This window comes from Pseudoduganella sp. jia 12 (assembly GCF_055502675.1).
This window is the reverse complement of record NZ_JBUXKP010000005.1, coordinates 392,947-410,648: the sequence shown is the minus strand read 5'-3', so window position 1 is coordinate 410,648 and position 17,702 is coordinate 392,947. Positions and strand designations below refer to the sequence as shown.

Below are 17,702 nucleotides of genomic sequence, written 5' to 3'. Positions count from 1 at the left end.
CGCCACCTTACCCGGGTGGCGGCCGTTTGTCGTTCGCAATAACCCCTGAAAGAAGTTTCATGATTGAGAAAGTTTTGTCTCGCTCCCTGCGCGTAATGTTCGCGGGCAGCCTGGCGATGGGCATGCATGCCGCGACCGCGCAGGAAGCCGCCGAGCAGCCCATGCAGCGTGTAGAAATCACCGGCTCGTCCATCAAGCGCATCGCCGCCGAAGCGTCGCTGCCGGTGCAGTCCTTCAACCAGAAGGACATCAAGAAAACCGGTGTCACCACGGTTACCGACTTCATCCAGCAGATCCCGGCAATGCAGGGCTTCACGTCCGCGGCCCAGTCCGTGGGCGGCGGTGGCGGTGGCATCACCACGGCTTCCATCCACGACATCGGCGAGCAGTACACGCTGGTGCTGCTGAACGGCCGCCGCATCGCACCGTCCAACTCGGGCACCACGATCGACCTGAACTCGATCCCGCTGTCCGCCGTGGAACGCGTGGAAGTGCTGACCGACGGCGCCTCGGCGCTGTACGGTGCCGACGCCATTGCCGGCGTCGTGAACTTCATCCTGAAAAAGGGTGCTTCCGACTGGCAGATCGATGCCAAGTACAACAACCCGGAACGTTCGGGCGGCGCGTCGAATTCGGTGTCGATCTCGAAGGGCTTCGGCGACATCGATGAAGACGGCTACAGCGTGTTCTTCTCCGCCAGCCACGACGTGCAGAAGTCGCTGAAGGCTTCGCAGCGCAACTTCGCCAAGAGCGGCTTCATCAACTTCACCGACCCGGCCACCGGCAAGGCGCTGATGTTCGCAACCGGCTCGAGCCGCGCGCTGCCGGCCAATGCGTCGGTGCGCTACACGGCTGCCGACGGCACGTCGAAGGCAGTGAACCTGAACCCGTACGCCCTGTCGCACAACGGTGCCTGCGCACCGCTGAATGCCGACCTGTATGGCGACGGCGCCTGTTACTTCGACTCGTCGTCGACGATCGAAATCAACCCGGAAACGAAGCGCGACGGCATGTTCAGCTCGGGCGAACTGAAGCTGGGCAACACCGGCTTCAAGGCCTTCTACGACTTCGCGTTCACGAAGGCCAATGTGCGTTCGGCGATCGCACCGTTCCCGGCGCAATTCTCGATCGCCAAAGGTTCGTCGCTGTACAACCAGTACATCGCGCCGTACCTGACCGCCGAACAGGCGGCCGGCGTGACCGCCGTGAACGCGAACTACCGCCTGATGGAAATGGGCAACCGCACGTATGACTACGGCACCAAGTCCACCCACGTGGTGGCTGGCGTCGACGGCAATGCGTTCGGCTGGGACCTGAACTCCGCGTTCACGTGGTCGCGCAACCGCCAGACGCAGGACTACGTCAGCGGCTTCCCGCTGGCATCGAAGTTCGGCGCCGCGATCGATGCGGGCCTGCTCGATCCGTTCAGCTACGGCCTGGGCGAAATGCCCGAGTCGATGAAGAACACGCTGCTGGGTACGGGCTTCTCGGGCCTGTACCAGACGCAGACCGTGATCATGAAGGGCTGGGATGCACGCGGTTCGCGTGAAGCGTTCAAGCTGCCGGGCGGCACCGCCATGCTGGGCGTGGGCGTCGACTACCGCGACACCAACTACCACATGGACAGCGAGCCGGTCGCGGAAACCGCGTCGATCCTGTATGAAGGCGGCGCTGTCGACAGCGGCTACCACCGCGCCAATGCCGGCGCTTATGCCGAGCTGATGATGCCCCTGACGAAAGCCCTGGAACTGACCGCCTCGGCGCGCTACGACCGGATCGGCGCCGTCAAGGACAACGTCGGCGGCAAGACGTATGGCGATACCGAAAGCGCCAATACGTGGAAGCTGTCCGGCAAGTACACGGCCACGAAGAACCTGATGTTCCGCGCCGCGGCCGGCACCGGCTTCCGCGCCGCCACGATGCAGCAGATCGCAGGCGTGCAGGAAGACTGGGGCGTCACCGCCGGTACCTACCAGTGCCCGCTCGCCGGCACCAGCCACCCGCTGGCGTCGTACTGCAACGGCATCGGCCGCACGCAGTTCGAAGCGTTCCGCGCCGGTAACGCCAACCTGAGCCCGGAAAAGTCGAAGCAGTGGTCGATCGGTACCGTGTGGGAACCGCTGAACGGCCTGTCGCTGGCACTGGACCTGTGGAACGTGGAAATCAGCGACCAGGTGACCGACGTCGCCGAATCGCAGATCTTCGCCGACCCGGCCCGCTACGCGAACCTGTACACGACCAAGTACCTGAACTCGACCAACTCGAACGAGCTGGCGATCATCTACGCACCGATCAACATCGGCAAGACGGAAAACCGCGGTATCGACTACGACCTGACCCACAAGATGAACGTGTGGGGCGGTCGCCTGACGAGCCGCCTGGCCGGTACGTACCTGCTGCGCTCGCGCTACACCGAGCCGGGCACGGATGACGTGTGGACCACGAGCCTGAACCGTTACGGCAGCAACGACAAGGTCAGCTTCCGTCACGTGATCAAGGCATCGACGTCGTTCGAAACGAAGGAATTGACGCACACGCTGACCGCTTCGTACCGCAACGGCTACGCCGACAAGGTGTGGACGGTGGACGACTGCGTGGTGATCGTGGCCGGTTCGGCCGGCGAATGCGCCGCCGCCGCGCTGCAAGTGCCGAGCTATACCACGTTCGACTACCAGGTGGCCTACCGCCCGCTGTCCAACGTGGAAATCTCGGCCGGCGTGCTGAACCTGTTCGACCGCAACCCGCCGCTGTCGCTGCGTAATGCCGGCTCGCACCAGATGGGCTACAACCCTGCCTACTCCAGCGCGCTGGGCCGGCAGCTGTACCTGTCCGGTTCCTACCGGTTCTGATGGACTCCGGGCCTTACGGCCCGGCAGCCCAACAAAAAGCGGCGCCTCGTGCGCCGCTTTTTTATTGCCGGAATTCGGGGTCTGACCCCATTTCCAGGAAATATTTCCTGCAACCGGGGTCAGACCCCGATTTCAGGAAACTTTCTGTTGCTTATTCGCCCTTCAGGCGGCGCTGGCGAACGGCGTCGGCCAGTTGTTCCAGCACTTTTTCGCTGGCTTCCCAGTCGATGCAGCCGTCGGTGACGGATTGGCCGTAGGTCAGTTCCTTGCCCGGCACCAGGTCCTGGCGGCCGGCGACGAGGTGGGATTCGACCATCACGCCGACGATGCGCGTGTCGCCGCCGGCGACTTGCCCGGCGATGTCGGCGCAGACAGGCACCTGGTTTTCCGGCTTCTTCGAGCTGTTCGCGTGCGAGGCGTCGATCATCAGGCGGGCGGCCAGGCCATGGCCGGCGATGGCCTTGCTGGTTTCCTCCACGCTGGCGGCGTCGTAGTTCGGTGCCTTGCCGCCGCGCAGGATGACGTGGCAGTCCTCGTTACCGGCCGTCGACACGATGGCCGAGTGGCCGCCCTTCGTCACCGACAGGAAATGGTGCGGCTGCGACGCTGCCTTGATCGCTTCGACGGCGATCTTGATGTTGCCGTCGGTGCCGTTCTTGAAGCCGACCGGGCACGACAGGCCCGACGCCAGTTCGCGGTGCACCTGCGATTCCGTGGTGCGCGCACCGATCGCGCCCCAGGCGATCAGGTCGGCGATGTACTGCGGGCTGATCACGTCGAGGAACTCGGTGCCGGCCGGCAGCCCCAGCTCGTTGATGTCGCGCAGCAGTTCGCGCGCCATGCGCAGGCCGTCGTTGATGCGGAAGCTGTTGTCCATGTACGGATCGTTGATCATGCCCTTCCAGCCCACCGTGGTGCGGGGCTTCTCGAAGTACACGCGCATCACGATTTCCAGGTCGCCCTTCAGGCGCTCGCGCAGCACGACCAGCCGGCGCGCATACTCCATCGCCGCTTTCGGATCGTGGATGGAACACGGGCCGATGACCACCATCAGCCGGTCGTCCTGGCCATGCAGGATGCGGTGCAAGGCTACCCGCGCGCTGGATGCCGTGGCGGACGCGGCTTCGGTGCAGGGAAATTCGCGGATCAGGTGCGAGGGGGGCGTCAGTTCCTTCATCTCGCGGATGCGCAGGTCGTCGGTGCGTTGCATGGTGCTCTCCTGGAAAATTGCGGCTTGAACTTGCTTGTCTGGGTAAAAACAAAAAAAAACCGCCATCACTGGCGGTTTGTTTGTATCTGCTGGGACTCGTTCGCTGCTTCTGCTTACGTGCACCGGCCTTTACTCAACCGCCTGGAGGCAGGGAGCCAAAAGTAAAAAAAGCCGGTAAAGAAAACGAAGCGGTGCATGAACCAATCCTTTGAGTTGAGTTCACTATAACAACAAAATCTGAGGTTTGGCAAGACATTGTTTGGCCTGCGATGTTGCCAAGCGTATTTGATTGCCCATGCTGGTCCTCCGGGCCTTTTACAGGCTCAGCTGAACGAACACAGATGCCGGTCGAGGACGGTCATGCGAACCATTTCGAAGGCCTCGTTCGCCTGCCACATAATGCCGGGCTGCGCCGGCAGCATCATCCTGGTGCTGGCGACGCGCCTTTCCATTATGCAATCTGAGCCGGTGTTCTCGCTCTAATAATAATGGCGTCGAAAAATCGCCATTTAAGCCTAATTTAAGGTTTCTTCTCCAAACGCAGGCAGGAAGGAAGAGGTATCAAATTCACCTCTTCTTTTAGAGACCTCGTTCCACCAGCTTCTCTTTTTCTTTCCAAAAGCTTCTCAACCCTGACCACAGGAGTGGTCAGCACACTCCCGTTCCTGAACCCGGATTCATCTAAATCATTACATCCTCGCTCGCATTGCAGTTATCTTCACGTATATAACAGGATCTGTCTCGAACCCAAAACCGTCGAAATTAGATTCCAAGAGGAACCATAAATTAACTCCGAGTATAAGAAGATAGCGCTGCCATGGCTTGTCCCGCATATGTCCTGTTGCGCACATGAGACATTACGGTTTCGCAAAATCCTTAACTCCTATATAACTTTCACACTCACGAAAACCATTGGACACCTTTTCCGGAGATATAACGAATGAAACCAATGAAAATACGCCCGGTGCCGGGCGTTCTCCGCCGGGCCTTCCCTATCGCCGCACCGCTGCTGATGACGGTGCTGACGGCCCAGGCACAAACCACCGCCCCGACCGCTGCCGGCGCCCAGCCGATCCAGCGCGTTGAAATCACGGGCTCGAACATTCGCCGTTCGCAAGCCGAAACGGCATCGCCGGTGCAGACGGTGAACCGCGCCGACATCGAAAAATCGGGCAAGACCACGGTGGCCGAACTGCTGCAGACGCTGGCGGTCGATAACCAGGGTTCCGTGCCGACCACGTTCGGCAACGGCTTTGCTTCCGGCGCATCGGGCATTTCGCTGCGCGGCCTGGGCGCCGCCTCCACGCTGGTGCTGCTGAACGGCCGCCGCATCGCGCCGTATGGCCTGGCCGACGATGGCCAGAAAGTCTTCGCCGACCTGAACATCATTCCCGCGGAAGCCGTGGAACGCGTCGAGATCCTGAAGGACGGCGCTTCGGCCATCTACGGTTCCGACGCCATCGCCGGCGTGGTCAACGTCATCCTGCGCAAGGATTACGTGGGTACCACCGTGCGCCTGTCGCAGGGCCTGTCGAACGAAAGCGACGGCGGCGATACGCGCCTGGCCGTCACGCACGGCGTGGGCGACCTGGACACGGACCGCTACAACTTCCTGTTCTCGGCTGAATACGGCAAGAAGCGCGAAGTATGGAACCGCGACCGTGCCGGCCGCGGTGCCGTAGGCCGCGGCGACTTGCGCGATTTCGGCTTCTCGGCGCAGGAAGCGCTGGGTGGTACGGGCGCGATCGTTGCCCGCAACAGCGCCGGCAGCTCGGTCGTCGGCAACGTGCGCAACCCGTTCAACAACGATTACTACAGCCGCGGCAACCCGGCCGGCGTGGGCTTCACCCGCACCTTCCCCGGCGCGGCCTGCTCGAACTTCACCAATCACCCGCAAGGCGATCCGGGCGGCGGCTGCCTGACGGATGCCACCCAGATGTACAACCAGATCCAGCCGCGCCAGGAAACGCTGAACCTGTTCGGCCGCGCCACCTTCCAGCTGAACAACGACTGGCAGGCCTACGTGGAGCTGAACGGCTACCACAGCGATTCGGAATCGTGGTCGACACCTTCGGGCATCAGCGGCAGCGTCGGCTACCCTGGCGGCCCGGTCAACAATGCGGACGTGTCGCTGGGTGCCGCGCACCCGGACAACCCGTACTTTGGCAACCGCGCGCGCCTGCGCTATATCGCGTCGGACGTGGGCCCACGCACCAGCGCCATCGAAACGAACTTCGTGCGCGCCGTGGCCGGCCTGAAGGGCACCGTGGCAGGCTGGGATGTCGACAGCGCCCTGCTGTTCTCGCAAAGCAAAACAAATCGCAACCAGAACGGCTACCTGCAACGCGACGTGGCTTTCGCCCTGCTGGATCCGAGCGCGGCGAACGTTGCCGCCGCCAATGCGGGCAGCGCCGCCTACCGGGGCCTGCCTGTGGGCAGCTTCTGGCGCATCGGCGAAAATGCCGGCCTGAATTCGCAAGCCCTGTACGACGCCCTGTCGCCGACGATCTCGAACGACGCCACCACCAGCATCGCCGTGGCCGACGTGAAGGCGTCGCGTGAATTCGGCCAACTGCCGGGCGGTGCGCTCGGCGTGGCCGTGGGCGCCGAATTCCGCCATGATGAGACCGAGCTGAATCCAACGTCGGGCACCGACCGCGGCAACATCATCGGCCTGGGCTACTCGGCCTACGAAGGCCAGCGCAACTCGGCCGCGCTGTACACCGAAGTCATCGCGCCGGTTCTTCCGACCGTGGAACTGTCCGCCGCGCTGCGCTACGACCACTTCAATGACGTGGGCAACTCGTACACGCCGAAAGCGGGCTTCAAGTGGACGCCGGTGCGCAGCTTCGCACTGCGCGGCACGTTCGCCCGTGGTTTCCGCGCACCGAGCGCGGCCGAAAACGGCCGTGGCGGACTGGCAGCCTTCTCCACGTCGGACGATCCGGTCCGTTGCGCACTGGGCATCCCGGCTGCATGCGCCTCGTCGTCCGTTGCGGTGATCACGTCGCCGAACCCGGACCTGTCGCCTGAAAAGTCGAAGAGCTTCTCGCTGGGCGCCGTGTGGGATCCGCTGCCACGCACCAGCATCTCTCTGGACGCCTGGCAGATCGAGCGCAAGAACGAAATCAACCAGGAAACCACGTCGGCTGCGATCGCCGCGGGTAACCTCGTACGCGATCCGGGCAGCTCGCAGTTCGCCGGCGATCCGGGCGCCATCGTGGCCGTGCTGACGAACTACATCAACTCCAACTCGACCAAGGTCAACGGTATCGACCTGGATGCGCGCACCACGTTCCAGATGGGCGATGCCGGTAATCTGACGGCCGACATCAAGTGGACGCACATGTTCAAGTTCGAGCGCACCGACCTGGAAGGCAACACGGTCGACTACGCCGGCACGCACGGCAACTGCGATGCGACGAACTGCATGGGCACGCCGGACAACCGCATTAACCTGGGCCTGACCTGGGACCGTGGCCCGCTGCGCCTGTCCGGCGTGGTCAACCACCGCGGCAAGTTCGACAACACGCTGTTCAAGGACGATCCGGACGGCTGCGCCTTCCACTTCGCCAACGGCGACGACTCGCCGAACGGTTGCAAGATCAGCTCGTTCACGACGCTGGACCTGACCGCGAAGTACCGCTTCACCAACAAGGCCGAGCTGTTCGCCACGATCCAGAACGTGCTGGACAAGGAACCGCCGCTGGATCCGCTGACCTACGGTGCCGCCGGCTACAACCCGCTGGACTACAGCGGTGCACTGGGCCGCTACTTCCAGGTGGGCATGCGCTACACGTTCTAAGCGTCATCCCTGCAACAAAAATGGGCCTTCGGGCCCATTTTTTACGCCTGCAATTTGCGAATGATCAATATCGTGTCAAAGTGTTATTGCGAGCTGATGCGCACAATGAAAACATCGGCTGCTTCTGAGCGGTTCCATGAAAACTACTTGAGGAAGAACTCCCATCCATGAAGACCACCCGTCCACCCCATCGCCCCGGTTTCGCTCCTCGTTCCAGCTTCCGCTTCAACCTCCGTCTCGCCGCCCTCCCCCTCGCACTCGCTTCCCTGACACCGTTTTCCGCCCATGCCCAGCAGGCCGAGGAAGGCCAGATCACCCGCGTGCAGATTACCGGTTCGTCGATCAAGCGCATCCAATCGGAAACGGCCACGCCGCTGACCGTGTTCCGGGCCGAGGAATTCGTCAAGCAGGGCCTCACCACGGCGCAGGAAGTGCTGGACCGGATCCCGTCGAACCAGAGCAGCTTCGGTTCCGCGAACGCGGTGGGCGGCAATGCCAGCGGCTTGCCGACCGGCGGCCAGGCCACGGCCGACCTGCGCGGGCTGGGCGGCGACAAGACCCTGGTGCTGCTCAACGGCCGCCGGCTCGCCACCCACCCGTATGACGGCGCCAGTGTCGACCTGAACCTGATTCCCGTGGCGGCGCTGGAACGCGTGGAAGTGCTGCGCGATGGCGCATCGGCCATCTACGGCACCGATGCGATCGGCGGCGTGATCAACTTCATCACCAAGCGCAGCGTCGACCGCGCCACCGTTGCGGTGGAAGCCACGTTCCCCGAAGAGACGGGCGGCCGCGAACGGCGCGCCAACCTGACCGCGGGCGGCGGCGACCTGGACCGCGACCGCTGGACCGTGCTGGGCGTGCTCGACTGGCACCAGCAGGATGTGCTGACCTCGCAGCAGCGCCCCTTCTCCGCCACCGGCGTGATTCCGGGGCGCGGACTGAACATCACGTCCGGCACCACCTTCCCGGGTAACTACTTCGACCCGATCACCGAGGTGCAGGGCAACCCCGGCAATGCCTCCGGCTGCAACGCGCCGCTGTCCGTGCCGCATCCCACCAACGGCACGTGCCGCCAGGATTACACGCGCCAGATCGACAACAACCCCGAGCAGGAACACGTGACGGCGTACGGCAAGGCCAGCTTCAAGCTGGCGCCGGACCACACGGCGTACGTCGAACTGCTGCATTCCGTGAACCACGTGAAAGCGCGCACGGCGCCCCCGCCGCAGACCGACCTGGTACTGCCCGCTTCGAGCCCTTACTACCCGGGCAACTCGGGCGGCGTGCCGGCGCAGGCCGGGCTGTCCGGCGGGCCGCTGACGGTCAACTGGCGCCCCACCGAGGCCGGCCAGCGCCAGATCAATTCGAAGGGCACGGGCACGCGGGTGGTCGGCTCGCTCGAAGGCCTCATCGCCGGGTGGGATTATCAGGGCGGCCTCAGTTATTCCGTCAGCCGCTCCGAAGAGGAATTCACCGGCGGCTACGTGACCGACGCCACGTTCGCGGCCGGCGTGTTCAACGGCATCCTGAACCCGTTCGGGCTGCAGGACCAGGCAGGCCGCGATTACCTGGCCAGCACTGCGCTGCGCGGCCGCGTGCAGGACGCCAGCAACCAGCAGAGCGCGTTCGACTTCAAGGCCAGCCGCGAGCTGTTCGACCTGGGCGGCGGCAAGCTGGCCGTGGCGTTCGGCGGCGAGCTGCGGCACGAGAAGGCCGACTTCAACGTCAACCGCGACATCGCCGGGCAGGCATCGAGCTCGGGCCTGTCGGGCTCGCTGTCGAAGGATGGCAGCCGTACCGTGCAGGCCGTGTTCGGCGAAATCAGCGCGCCGTTCCTGAAGACCCTGGAAGCGTCGCTGGCCGCCCGCTACGACCACTACAGCGATGCCGGCAGCACCTGGAACCCGAAGGCTTCGCTGCGCTTCCAGCCCACGCAGGCCTTCGTGCTGCGCGGTTCGGCCAGCACCGGGTTCCGCGCACCCACGCTGTTCGAGAAGAACGCCCCGCTGTCGCGCAACGACACGAGCAATACCTACGACGATCCGATCCTGTGCCCGGGCGGCGTGCCGCAGCCGGGCGCGAATCCGCTGCGCGACTGCGACCTGCAGCAGTACAAGCTGCAAGGCGGCAACTCGGACCTGAAGCCGGAAAAATCGCGCACGTTCTCGATTGGCGCCGTCTTCGAGCCGATCCCCGCCATCACGCTGGCCGTGGACTACTGGACCATCCGCCTGCGCGACAAGATCGGCGCGCTGCCGGAACAGACGATCTTCGGCAATTATGAAAAATACCGCGACCGCTTCATCCGCTTCCCCGACGGGTCGCCGAACGCGATCCTGGACCTGAACGAGAACCTGGGCAAGGTCAAGACGGACGGCGTCGACGTGAGCCTGACCGCGCGCACGCCGAACCACAGCTGGGGCGCGCTGTCGTTCACGCTGGACGGCACGTGGGTACACAACTATGAATACCAGAACGAACGCGATGGCGAGTTCACGCAGAACGTGGGCCGCTACGCGGACAACAACGTGGTATTCCGCTGGCGGCACAACGCGGCGCTGACGTGGCGCTCGGGCGTGTGGAGCGCCACCGTGGCCCACAACTTCAAGACGGGCTACGACGACCAGAACCTGGTCGAGCCGCAATTCTTCAACCACGTGCCGTCGTATGGCCTGGTGAACCTGTCGGGCACGTACACGGGCTTCCAGAACATCTCGCTCACCGCTGGCATCAAGAACGTGGCCGACAAGGAACCGCATTTCTCGAACCAGGGCACGCTGTTCCAGAAAGGCTACGACCCGCGCTACACCGACCCGGTCGGCCGCGCGCTGTACGTACGCGGCTCGTACACGTTCTAAACAGCAAAACTGGGGACGTACCCCTGTTTAGAGGAAACTCGCTGGCTGCATCGGCGAGCGAAGTTTCCTGGAAACCAGGGTACGTCCCCTGTTTTGAGGCAACAAAAAAGGCGCCGGGAGGCGCCTTTGCGTTGGGGCGAAGCGAGCGTTACGCGGTGCCGCCGACGGTCACGCCGTCGATGCGCAGGGTCGGCTGGCCGACGCCGACCGGCACGCTCTGGCCTTCCTTGCCGCACACGCCCACGCCGGAGTCGAGCTTCATGTCGTTGCCGATCATCGACACGCGGTTCAGCACGTCCGGGCCGTTGCCGATCAAGGTGGCGCCCTTGACCGGGTAGGTGATCTTGCCGTCCTCGATCATGTAGGCTTCGCTGGCCGAGAACACGAACTTGCCGTTCGTGATGTCGACCTGGCCGCCGCCGAAGTTCACCGCGTACAGGCCGTTCTTCACGGAGGCCAGGATCTCGGCCGGGTCCTTGTCGCCGGCCAGCATGTAGGTGTTCGTCATGCGCGGCATCGGCAGGTGGGCGAACGATTCGCGGCGGGCGTTGCCCGTCACGGGCATCTTCATCAGGCGCGCGTTCAGCGTGTCCTGGATGTAGCCGCGCAGGATGCCGTCCTCGATCAGCGTGGTGCACTGCGTCGGGTTGCCTTCGTCGTCGATGTTCAGCGAACCGCGGCGGTCCTGCAGCGTGCCGTCGTCGACCACCGTCACGCCCTTCGCCGCGACGCGCTCGCCGATGCGGCCGGCGAACGTGGACGAACCCTTGCGATTGAAGTCGCCTTCCAGGCCATGGCCGATCGCTTCGTGCAGCAGGATGCCGGGCCAGCCCGGGCCCAGCACCACGGTCATCGGGCCGGCCGGGGCCGGACGCGAATCCAGGTTCACCAGCGCGCCCTTGACGGCATCCTCGGCATATTGCGTGAGCAGTTCGTCGGTGAAGTAGCCGTAGTCGTAGCGGCCGCCGCCGCCGGACGAACCCATCTCGCGCCGGCCGTTCTGCTCGACGATGACGGTCACCGACACGCGCACCAGCGGGCGGATGTCCGCCGCCAGCACGCCGTCGCTGCGCACCACCAGCACCACGTCGTATTCGCCGGCCAGGCCGGCCATCACCTGCACCACGCGCGGGTCTTTCGCGCGGGCGATCTTTTCCACGCGCTCGAGCAGTTTCACCTTCGATGCGGCATCCAGCGACACGAGCGGATCGTGCGGCAGGTACAGCGAGCGGCCGCCCTGCTGGGCGAGGCTGCCGGCCACCTTGATCTTGCCGGCGCCGGCGCGCGCGATCGTGCGCGTGGCGGCCGCCGCGTCCAGCAGGGCCGCTTCGGAAATCTCATCGGAATACGAGAACGCCGTCTTTTCGCCGGACACGGCGCGCACGCCCACGCCCTGGTCGATCGAGAAACTGCCCGTCTTGACGATGCCTTCTTCCAGGCTCCACCCTTCGTTCTTGGTGAACTGGAAGTACAGGTCGGCATAGTCGACCTTGTGCGTGAACATCGTGCCGAGCGTCTTGATCAACTTGGCTTCGTCCAGGCCGAACGGCGTCAGCAATACATCGCGTGCGACGGCCAGCGAAGAAAGGTTCGGTTCGAATGGTTTCATTTGGATTTCCCGTGCTATGACTGGCTGTCATTGTAGTGGATTCATGCCGGTGCCGCCGGCCCCGTGCCCGCTGCGCAGCGGCCGCGCCTACATGGTGCGGTGGCGCAGCGCCGGCAGCTTTTGCCGCACGCTGGCGATCAGTTCCGGGTCGATCCGCCCGCCGACGATGCCCTCGCCTTCGGGAAGGATCCCGAGCACTTCGCCCCACGGGTCGATCAGCTGGCTGTGGCCCCACGTGCGGCGCCCGTTCACGTGCGTGCCGCCCTGCGCCGACGCCAGCACGTAGCACTGGTTCTCGATGGCGCGGGCGCGCAGCAGCGTGTCCCAGTGGGCGGCCCCCGTGGTGTACGTGAACGCGGCCGGCACCACGATCAGGTCCACCGGCCCCATCGCGCGGAACAGTTCCGGGAAGCGCAGGTCGTAGCAGATCGCCATGCCCACCTTGCCCGCGCCCGCCTCCACGGTGCCGACATGCTTGCCCGGCACGATGGTGCGCGCCTCGTCATAGGACTCGCTCTCATTGGCAAAGCCGAACAGGTGGATCTTGTCGTAGCGGCCCACCTGCGCGCCGGACGGGTCGAACACCAGCGTGGTGTTGAGCACCTTGCCGGCCTCGCCGCTCTCGAGCGGCAAGGTGCCGCCGAACAGCCAGATGCCGTGCGTGCGCGCCAGCTCGGACATCGTGGCCTGGATGATGCCGCTGCCGAGCTGCTCGGCCAGCGCCACCTTGTCCGTATCGCTGCGGCCCATGACCGGCCAGTATTCGGGCAGCACCACGAGGCCGGCGCCATGGTCGACGGCGGCCTGCGCGACGAGGCGGCGGGCGGTGGCGATGTTCTCTTCCACGTCCGGCGTGGAAACCATCTGGATGGCGGCAACGAAATTGGCGTTCATGGCATCCTCATTGTGTACGGGTAGCGTTCTGCCGGGCGGGCGTGGCGACCCGGCCGGGTTCGACTGTATTACTGTCAAGCTTATTGCTGTCAAGCTTATTGCTGTCGAGCTTATTGCTGTCGAGCTTTGTGATGACGGGCGCCTTCCACGGTCCCGTCACCTGCATCTGGTACGTCAGCGCCTTCATCATCGGTTGCGACAGGAACAGCTGGGCCAGGTAACTGCCCAGCCCGATCACGGGGTTGACGGCCAGCGCATACACGAGCGGCGCGGTGCCGAAGTTCAGCTCCGGGATCACCACCACGTGCAGGTTCGTCGATTCGTTGGCGATGTCGGCCATGCCGGCCATCAGCACGGTCGCCTGCACGCCGTGCATCTTCAGGTTATCCGTTTTCACGATGCCGCGGTCGATGACGGCGTGGGCCGTGAGCCCATCGAACTGCAGCCCCTGCGAAAACACGTCGTTGAAATCGAACTTCAGCAGCCGCGGCAGCGCCTGCAGGCTCAGCACGCCCAGCAGCTTGGCCGCGCCCGGATCCTGCTTGAGGAACTGGCCTTTTTCCACGTTCATGTCGAGCTTGCCGGACAGCGTGGGAATGTGGAGCGAATACGGCAACCCCTGCCACGCGATGTCGCCGGACAGCTTGCCCTTGCCGCCTTTCACCGTGTCGGCGAAGCCGAAGCGTTCCAGCAGCTTGCCGGCGTCGTGGATCTCCAGGTTGAAATCGAGCGCGGTGTTGTGCCGCTCGTTCTGCACCTGGCTTGCTCCGCCGCGGCTGACCCAGCGGCCCGTGCCGTGCAGTGCGCCGTCGGCATTGACCAGCGCCAGCTTCGATACGCGCCATTCGCGCGACGACGTGATCAACGCATTATAGGCCTGCAATTCCAGGCTTCCCAGCGGCCGGTTGAACAGCTCGAACCGTTCGGCCACGATATCGAGCGCCGGGATTGCCGGCGAGCTGGCCGACCGTTCCAGCATGTCCTCCACGTCGCCGGCGGACGATTCGGGGATGATCAGGCTCGACAGACGGGCCGTGACCTTGCCCAGCCCGCGGCCCGTGGGCGATTCCGCCCACGTGATGTAGCCGTTGGCCTGCTTCGAGTCGATACTCGCCTGCCAGGTCCCGCCGCGGTGGGTGGCGCCCAGCACCACGCCGTCGAGCTTGCGGCTGGCCAGGATCAGCTCGTCGGCCCGCGCCGCCATCGTTTCCGGAACGATGTATTGCGCCAGGTTGATACCGCCGCTTTCGCCGGTATTGTTACTGCCATTGCCATTGCCACTGCCGCTGCCACTTTCCGCGCCGGCAATCTCGGTGCCCAGCGCCAGCCACTCGTCCACGTTCAGCGATTTCATGCTGACGTTCAGCGCCATGCCGCCGTCCGGTTCCGGCGCCGGTGTGTTGACGCCGATGCCGCCGCGCACCAGTTGCCAGGCGCCGCGCTCCTGGCCATGGCTCTGCCGCTGGCGCTGGTAGGCGGCCGCCACCACGCTGCCGATGGAAATGCGGATATCGTCGCGCGCCAGCCCCGCCTCGTTCGTGGCGGCGCCGTCGAGCACGAAATGCACGGGCAGCGCGTTGGCGGCTTCCTTTGCCAGCGGTGCCGGGAAATCCAGGCCCACGCCGGTCATCAGCGACTCGACGACGACCTTGTACTGGTGGTTGTGCGCCGTGATCAATCCGTTATAACGGGCACTGCCGCTCATGTGCCGGGCCAGCCGCTGCATCGCCGGCACCGGATACGTGCGGCGCAAGCCGTCGACCGTGACGTTGCCGCCGATGCGCACGGCAATGGTGCCGTCGGCCTGGGTACCGCCGCCCACCGTGAGCTGGCCGCCCAGCAGTGTGCCGTTCAGGCCGTTCAGGTTGACGCCATGTTCGTTGAATTCGATCTTGCCGGTGGCCAGCAGCACGGGCGGCATGTCGTTCCACAGCGTCACGTCGTTGCCCTGCAATTGCAGCGTGCCGTTGACCTTGCTCTCGCGCAGCCGGGCCAGCGGCAGGTCCAGCCTGAGGGCCAGTTTCGCGTTGCCGGTGGCCGTGGTCTGGTCGGTGAAGTGGCCGATCCAGCCCAGCACGGGGCTGTTGGCCACGTAACGCAGGTAGTCGCTCATGGTGCCGGCCGCGTTGCCGTCGATTTCCAGCACGCTGTCGTGGTGGATCAGGTCGGCGATCACCGCCTTCACGTTGGACAGGTTCACGTTGCCCGTCTTCGCCGTATCGGCGCGGATCTCCATGCGGGCCCGCTCGAACACGAAACCGCCCCGTATCTGCTCGGCCTGCGGCCACAACGGCGACTTGCCATCCGTGCCGAAGTGCCCCGGCTCGTAATTCAGCTTGCCGTCCAGGATGCGGCCGGCGATGCGGAACTCGCCCTTGTTGAAATCCGGCGTGTCCGCCGCGAACGGGAAATGCGCGAGGTTGCCGCCCAGGCGCACCGACACGTCGTGCGCGGTGCCGCCTTCGAGCGCGCCGGTGAGCCAGGCTTTCAGGTGCGGCGGCGTGGCGATGGGCAGGTAGCGGCCGATGCGGTTGATCGTGAAGCCGTCCAGCTTGCCGCGAATGTCGGCGGTGCCGGGCCCGGCCAGCTTGCCGTCGTCCTGCGCTGGCAGCAAGTGGGTGCCGGACAGCTCGCCCGTCAGGCCTTCCTGGTCGAACGCCAGCTGGCCGAGGTCGACGCGCAGCCCCTCGGCATCGCGCGACCACGACGCGTCGAGCTGCAGCTTCTTGAACGGCATCCTCGCCGTCTCGAACCAGGCCGGCATGTCGAGCACCAGGCCTGGCGCGTCGAGCACGATGCTGCCGCCGTCCGCGCGCGCATCGACCGTGCCGGACAGTTTTTCGAAACCCGGCAGAGCCGGCATGGCGGGCAGCGCCGGGATCTTGCCGTTCGTCGCCACGGCGGCGCGCGCGGCCAGTGCCGACATGCCGAGCTCGCGCAGGTCCGCCCGCACCCGCCAGGCGGCCGGGGCCGACAGTGGCCCCTGCCACTGCGCATGCAGGTTTTCCACCCGGCCGCGCGGTGCCAGGTCGGACAGCAGGCTGCGCGACGCGGCCGGCAGCGGCAGTTTCGTCGCCAGTTCGGCCAGTGCTTTCAGGTCCAGCGCCGGCGCCGTGACTTCGGTGCTCCCTGGCTTGTTCTTCGTGGAAGGCAGGGTACGCTCGGCCACGGTGGTGGGCACCAGCGTGGCGCCGTCGCGCGTGCGCAGCGTGAGTCCGGTCACGCTGGCCCGGTGGCCATAGGCGCCGAACGGCGCGTTGCGGTCGGCGCCGCGCGGCGCCTTGTCTTCGCTGAACGCGAGCCGGCCGGACAGCGCCGCCACGTCCAGCCGCGGCAAGTCGGCGCCCAGCTTGGCCACTACGTCGTGCAGCGCCAGGTCCGTCGTCACGCCCGTGAGCCGCGCGCGGTCGATGTCGAGCCAGGCGCGCACGCTGCCGCGGCCGGATTCGAGTTCATGGGGATAAGGCAGGTGCGGTTTCCAGGCGGCCAGGTCCGCGCCTTTCACCGCCGCATACAGCGTGCCGCGCCACTGCTTGACGTCGGCCGCATGCTGGGTGAAGGCGGGCTGCCGGAAGTCGGCCCGGATGTCGAGCTTGCCGCCCAGCGCGCGCGGCGGTGCGGCCGTGATGCCGAAGCGGTGCCGGCCCCAGCTGTTGTGCAGCACCACGTTCACGTCCTGCAAGGCCAGCGGCGCGGTGCCCCGCAGCGTATCGGTCCAGGCGACGCGCCCTTCGCGGATGACGATCTCGCGCTGCGCCAGCAGCCAGTCGGCGCCACGGCCGTCGTCCTTGCGGTTCGGATCGACGAGGGTGCCGGCCACGTACAGCCTGCCGTCGGCATCGCGCCGCACGTCCAGGTCCGGGCGGATCAGTTCCAGCGATTCGAAGCGCAGGTCGAACGACACCAGGCTCCACCACGACAGCGTGGCCGACACGCTGGGCAGGCGCAGCGCCTGCTGGCCGGCGCTGTCGCGCAGCACCACGTCGCCCAGGAACAGGTTCGGGCGCAGCCCCGACCAGGAAGCATAGATGCGGTCGATCGTGACGGGATTGCCGGCGGCGCTGCTCGCCATGCGTTCGATATCGTCCTTGTAGCGGTCGATATTGGGCAGCACGGCCCAGCGCAGGGCCAGGAACAGCAGCGCCAGCGCGAAATACACGACCAGCACCAGCTTGATCGTGAATCCCAGGACATGGTGGGTGGCCAGGTTGCACAGGCGGTAGGCTGTCTGAAGACGGTGCCAGCGCGCAACCAGGGGCCCCTCTCCTGCCAGCTCTTTCTCTGCCGTTTGTTCCGTCAACACACAATCCCAGGGCCAGCCGCCGAAACTGTTCCGGCGGCAAAATAAATGTCGATTCTTTACGAGGCGCCCATTCTACCCCAAGGCCCGGTTACACTAGGTTCCATAAAGCTGTTCATTACACAACGTTACGAAGTTTATTGTCCAAGGTTTTGTCGCAGTATTTCTGCCTTC

Annotated in this window: 8 protein-coding genes; 4 read left to right on the top strand and 4 right to left on the bottom strand. The window is 65.1% G+C overall.

The window, feature by feature from the left end:
• The first annotated feature begins 59 nt into the window (after positions 1-59).
• Positions 60-2,849: a TonB-dependent receptor domain-containing protein gene (locus ACY65G_RS13910; RefSeq protein WP_464997947.1), complete on the top strand. Its 2,790-nt coding sequence runs from the start codon at positions 60-62 to the stop codon at positions 2,847-2,849.
• Between the two features lie 151 nt (positions 2,850-3,000).
• Here ACY65G_RS13910 and aroG read toward each other — a convergent pair whose 3' ends face one another.
• Positions 3,001-4,059, bottom strand: coding sequence for a 3-deoxy-7-phosphoheptulonate synthase AroG (aroG, locus tag ACY65G_RS13905; RefSeq protein ID WP_464997946.1), 1,059 nt, complete (start codon positions 4,057-4,059; stop codon positions 3,001-3,003).
• Positions 4,060-4,419: 360 nt separating this feature from the next.
• Between aroG and ACY65G_RS13900 the strand changes: the two genes are divergently transcribed.
• The 3 genes from ACY65G_RS13900 (at position 4,420) to ACY65G_RS13890 (ending at position 10,725) form a co-directional block, all read left to right on the top strand.
• Positions 4,420-4,542: a hypothetical protein gene (locus ACY65G_RS13900; RefSeq protein WP_464997945.1), complete on the top strand. Its 123-nt coding sequence runs from the start codon at positions 4,420-4,422 to the stop codon at positions 4,540-4,542.
• Positions 4,543-4,999: 457 nt separating this feature from the next.
• Positions 5,000-7,864 (top strand): TonB-dependent receptor, encoded by a 2,865-nt coding sequence (locus tag ACY65G_RS13895; RefSeq protein ID WP_464997944.1) that lies wholly within the window; start codon positions 5,000-5,002, stop codon positions 7,862-7,864.
• Between the two features lie 167 nt (positions 7,865-8,031).
• Complete coding sequence (locus tag ACY65G_RS13890) at positions 8,032-10,725, top strand: TonB-dependent receptor (RefSeq protein ID WP_464997943.1); 2,694 nt, start codon at positions 8,032-8,034, stop codon at positions 10,723-10,725.
• 148 nt (positions 10,726-10,873) lie between these two features.
• Here ACY65G_RS13890 and tldD read toward each other — a convergent pair whose 3' ends face one another.
• From tldD to ACY65G_RS13875, 3 genes are all read right to left on the bottom strand, one after another.
• Positions 10,874-12,334 carry a metalloprotease TldD gene (gene tldD / locus ACY65G_RS13885; protein WP_464997942.1) on the bottom strand — a complete coding sequence of 487 codons (1,461 nt, stop codon included), beginning with the start codon at positions 12,332-12,334 and terminating at the stop codon, positions 10,874-10,876.
• A gap of 87 nt (positions 12,335-12,421) precedes the next feature.
• The gene (locus ACY65G_RS13880) at positions 12,422-13,228 is read right to left on the bottom strand and encodes a carbon-nitrogen hydrolase family protein (RefSeq protein WP_464997941.1); all 807 of its coding nucleotides are present in this window, start codon (positions 13,226-13,228) and stop codon (positions 12,422-12,424) included.
• A gap of 7 nt (positions 13,229-13,235) precedes the next feature.
• A complete protein-coding gene (locus ACY65G_RS13875; RefSeq protein WP_464997940.1) occupies positions 13,236-17,528 on the bottom strand; it encodes a YhdP family protein in 4,293 nt (1,430 codons plus the stop codon).
• Positions 17,529-17,702 lie beyond the last annotated feature (174 nt).

Bases quoted from the DNA above. Each gene is read 5' to 3' on its own strand.
- ACY65G_RS13910 (WP_464997947.1), top strand. From the start codon at position 60: ATGATTGAGAAAGTTTTGTCTCGCTCCCTGCGCGTAATGTTCGCGGGC.
- aroG (WP_464997946.1), bottom strand. From the start codon at position 4,059: ATGCAACGCACCGACGACCTGCGCATCCGCGAGATGAAGGAACTGACG.
- ACY65G_RS13900 (WP_464997945.1), top strand. From the start codon at position 4,420: ATGCGAACCATTTCGAAGGCCTCGTTCGCCTGCCACATAATGCCGGGC.
- ACY65G_RS13895 (WP_464997944.1), top strand. From the start codon at position 5,000: ATGAAACCAATGAAAATACGCCCGGTGCCGGGCGTTCTCCGCCGGGCC.
- ACY65G_RS13890 (WP_464997943.1), top strand. From the start codon at position 8,032: ATGAAGACCACCCGTCCACCCCATCGCCCCGGTTTCGCTCCTCGTTCC.
- tldD (WP_464997942.1), bottom strand. From the start codon at position 12,334: ATGAAACCATTCGAACCGAACCTTTCTTCGCTGGCCGTCGCACGCGAT.
- ACY65G_RS13880 (WP_464997941.1), bottom strand. From the start codon at position 13,228: ATGAACGCCAATTTCGTTGCCGCCATCCAGATGGTTTCCACGCCGGAC.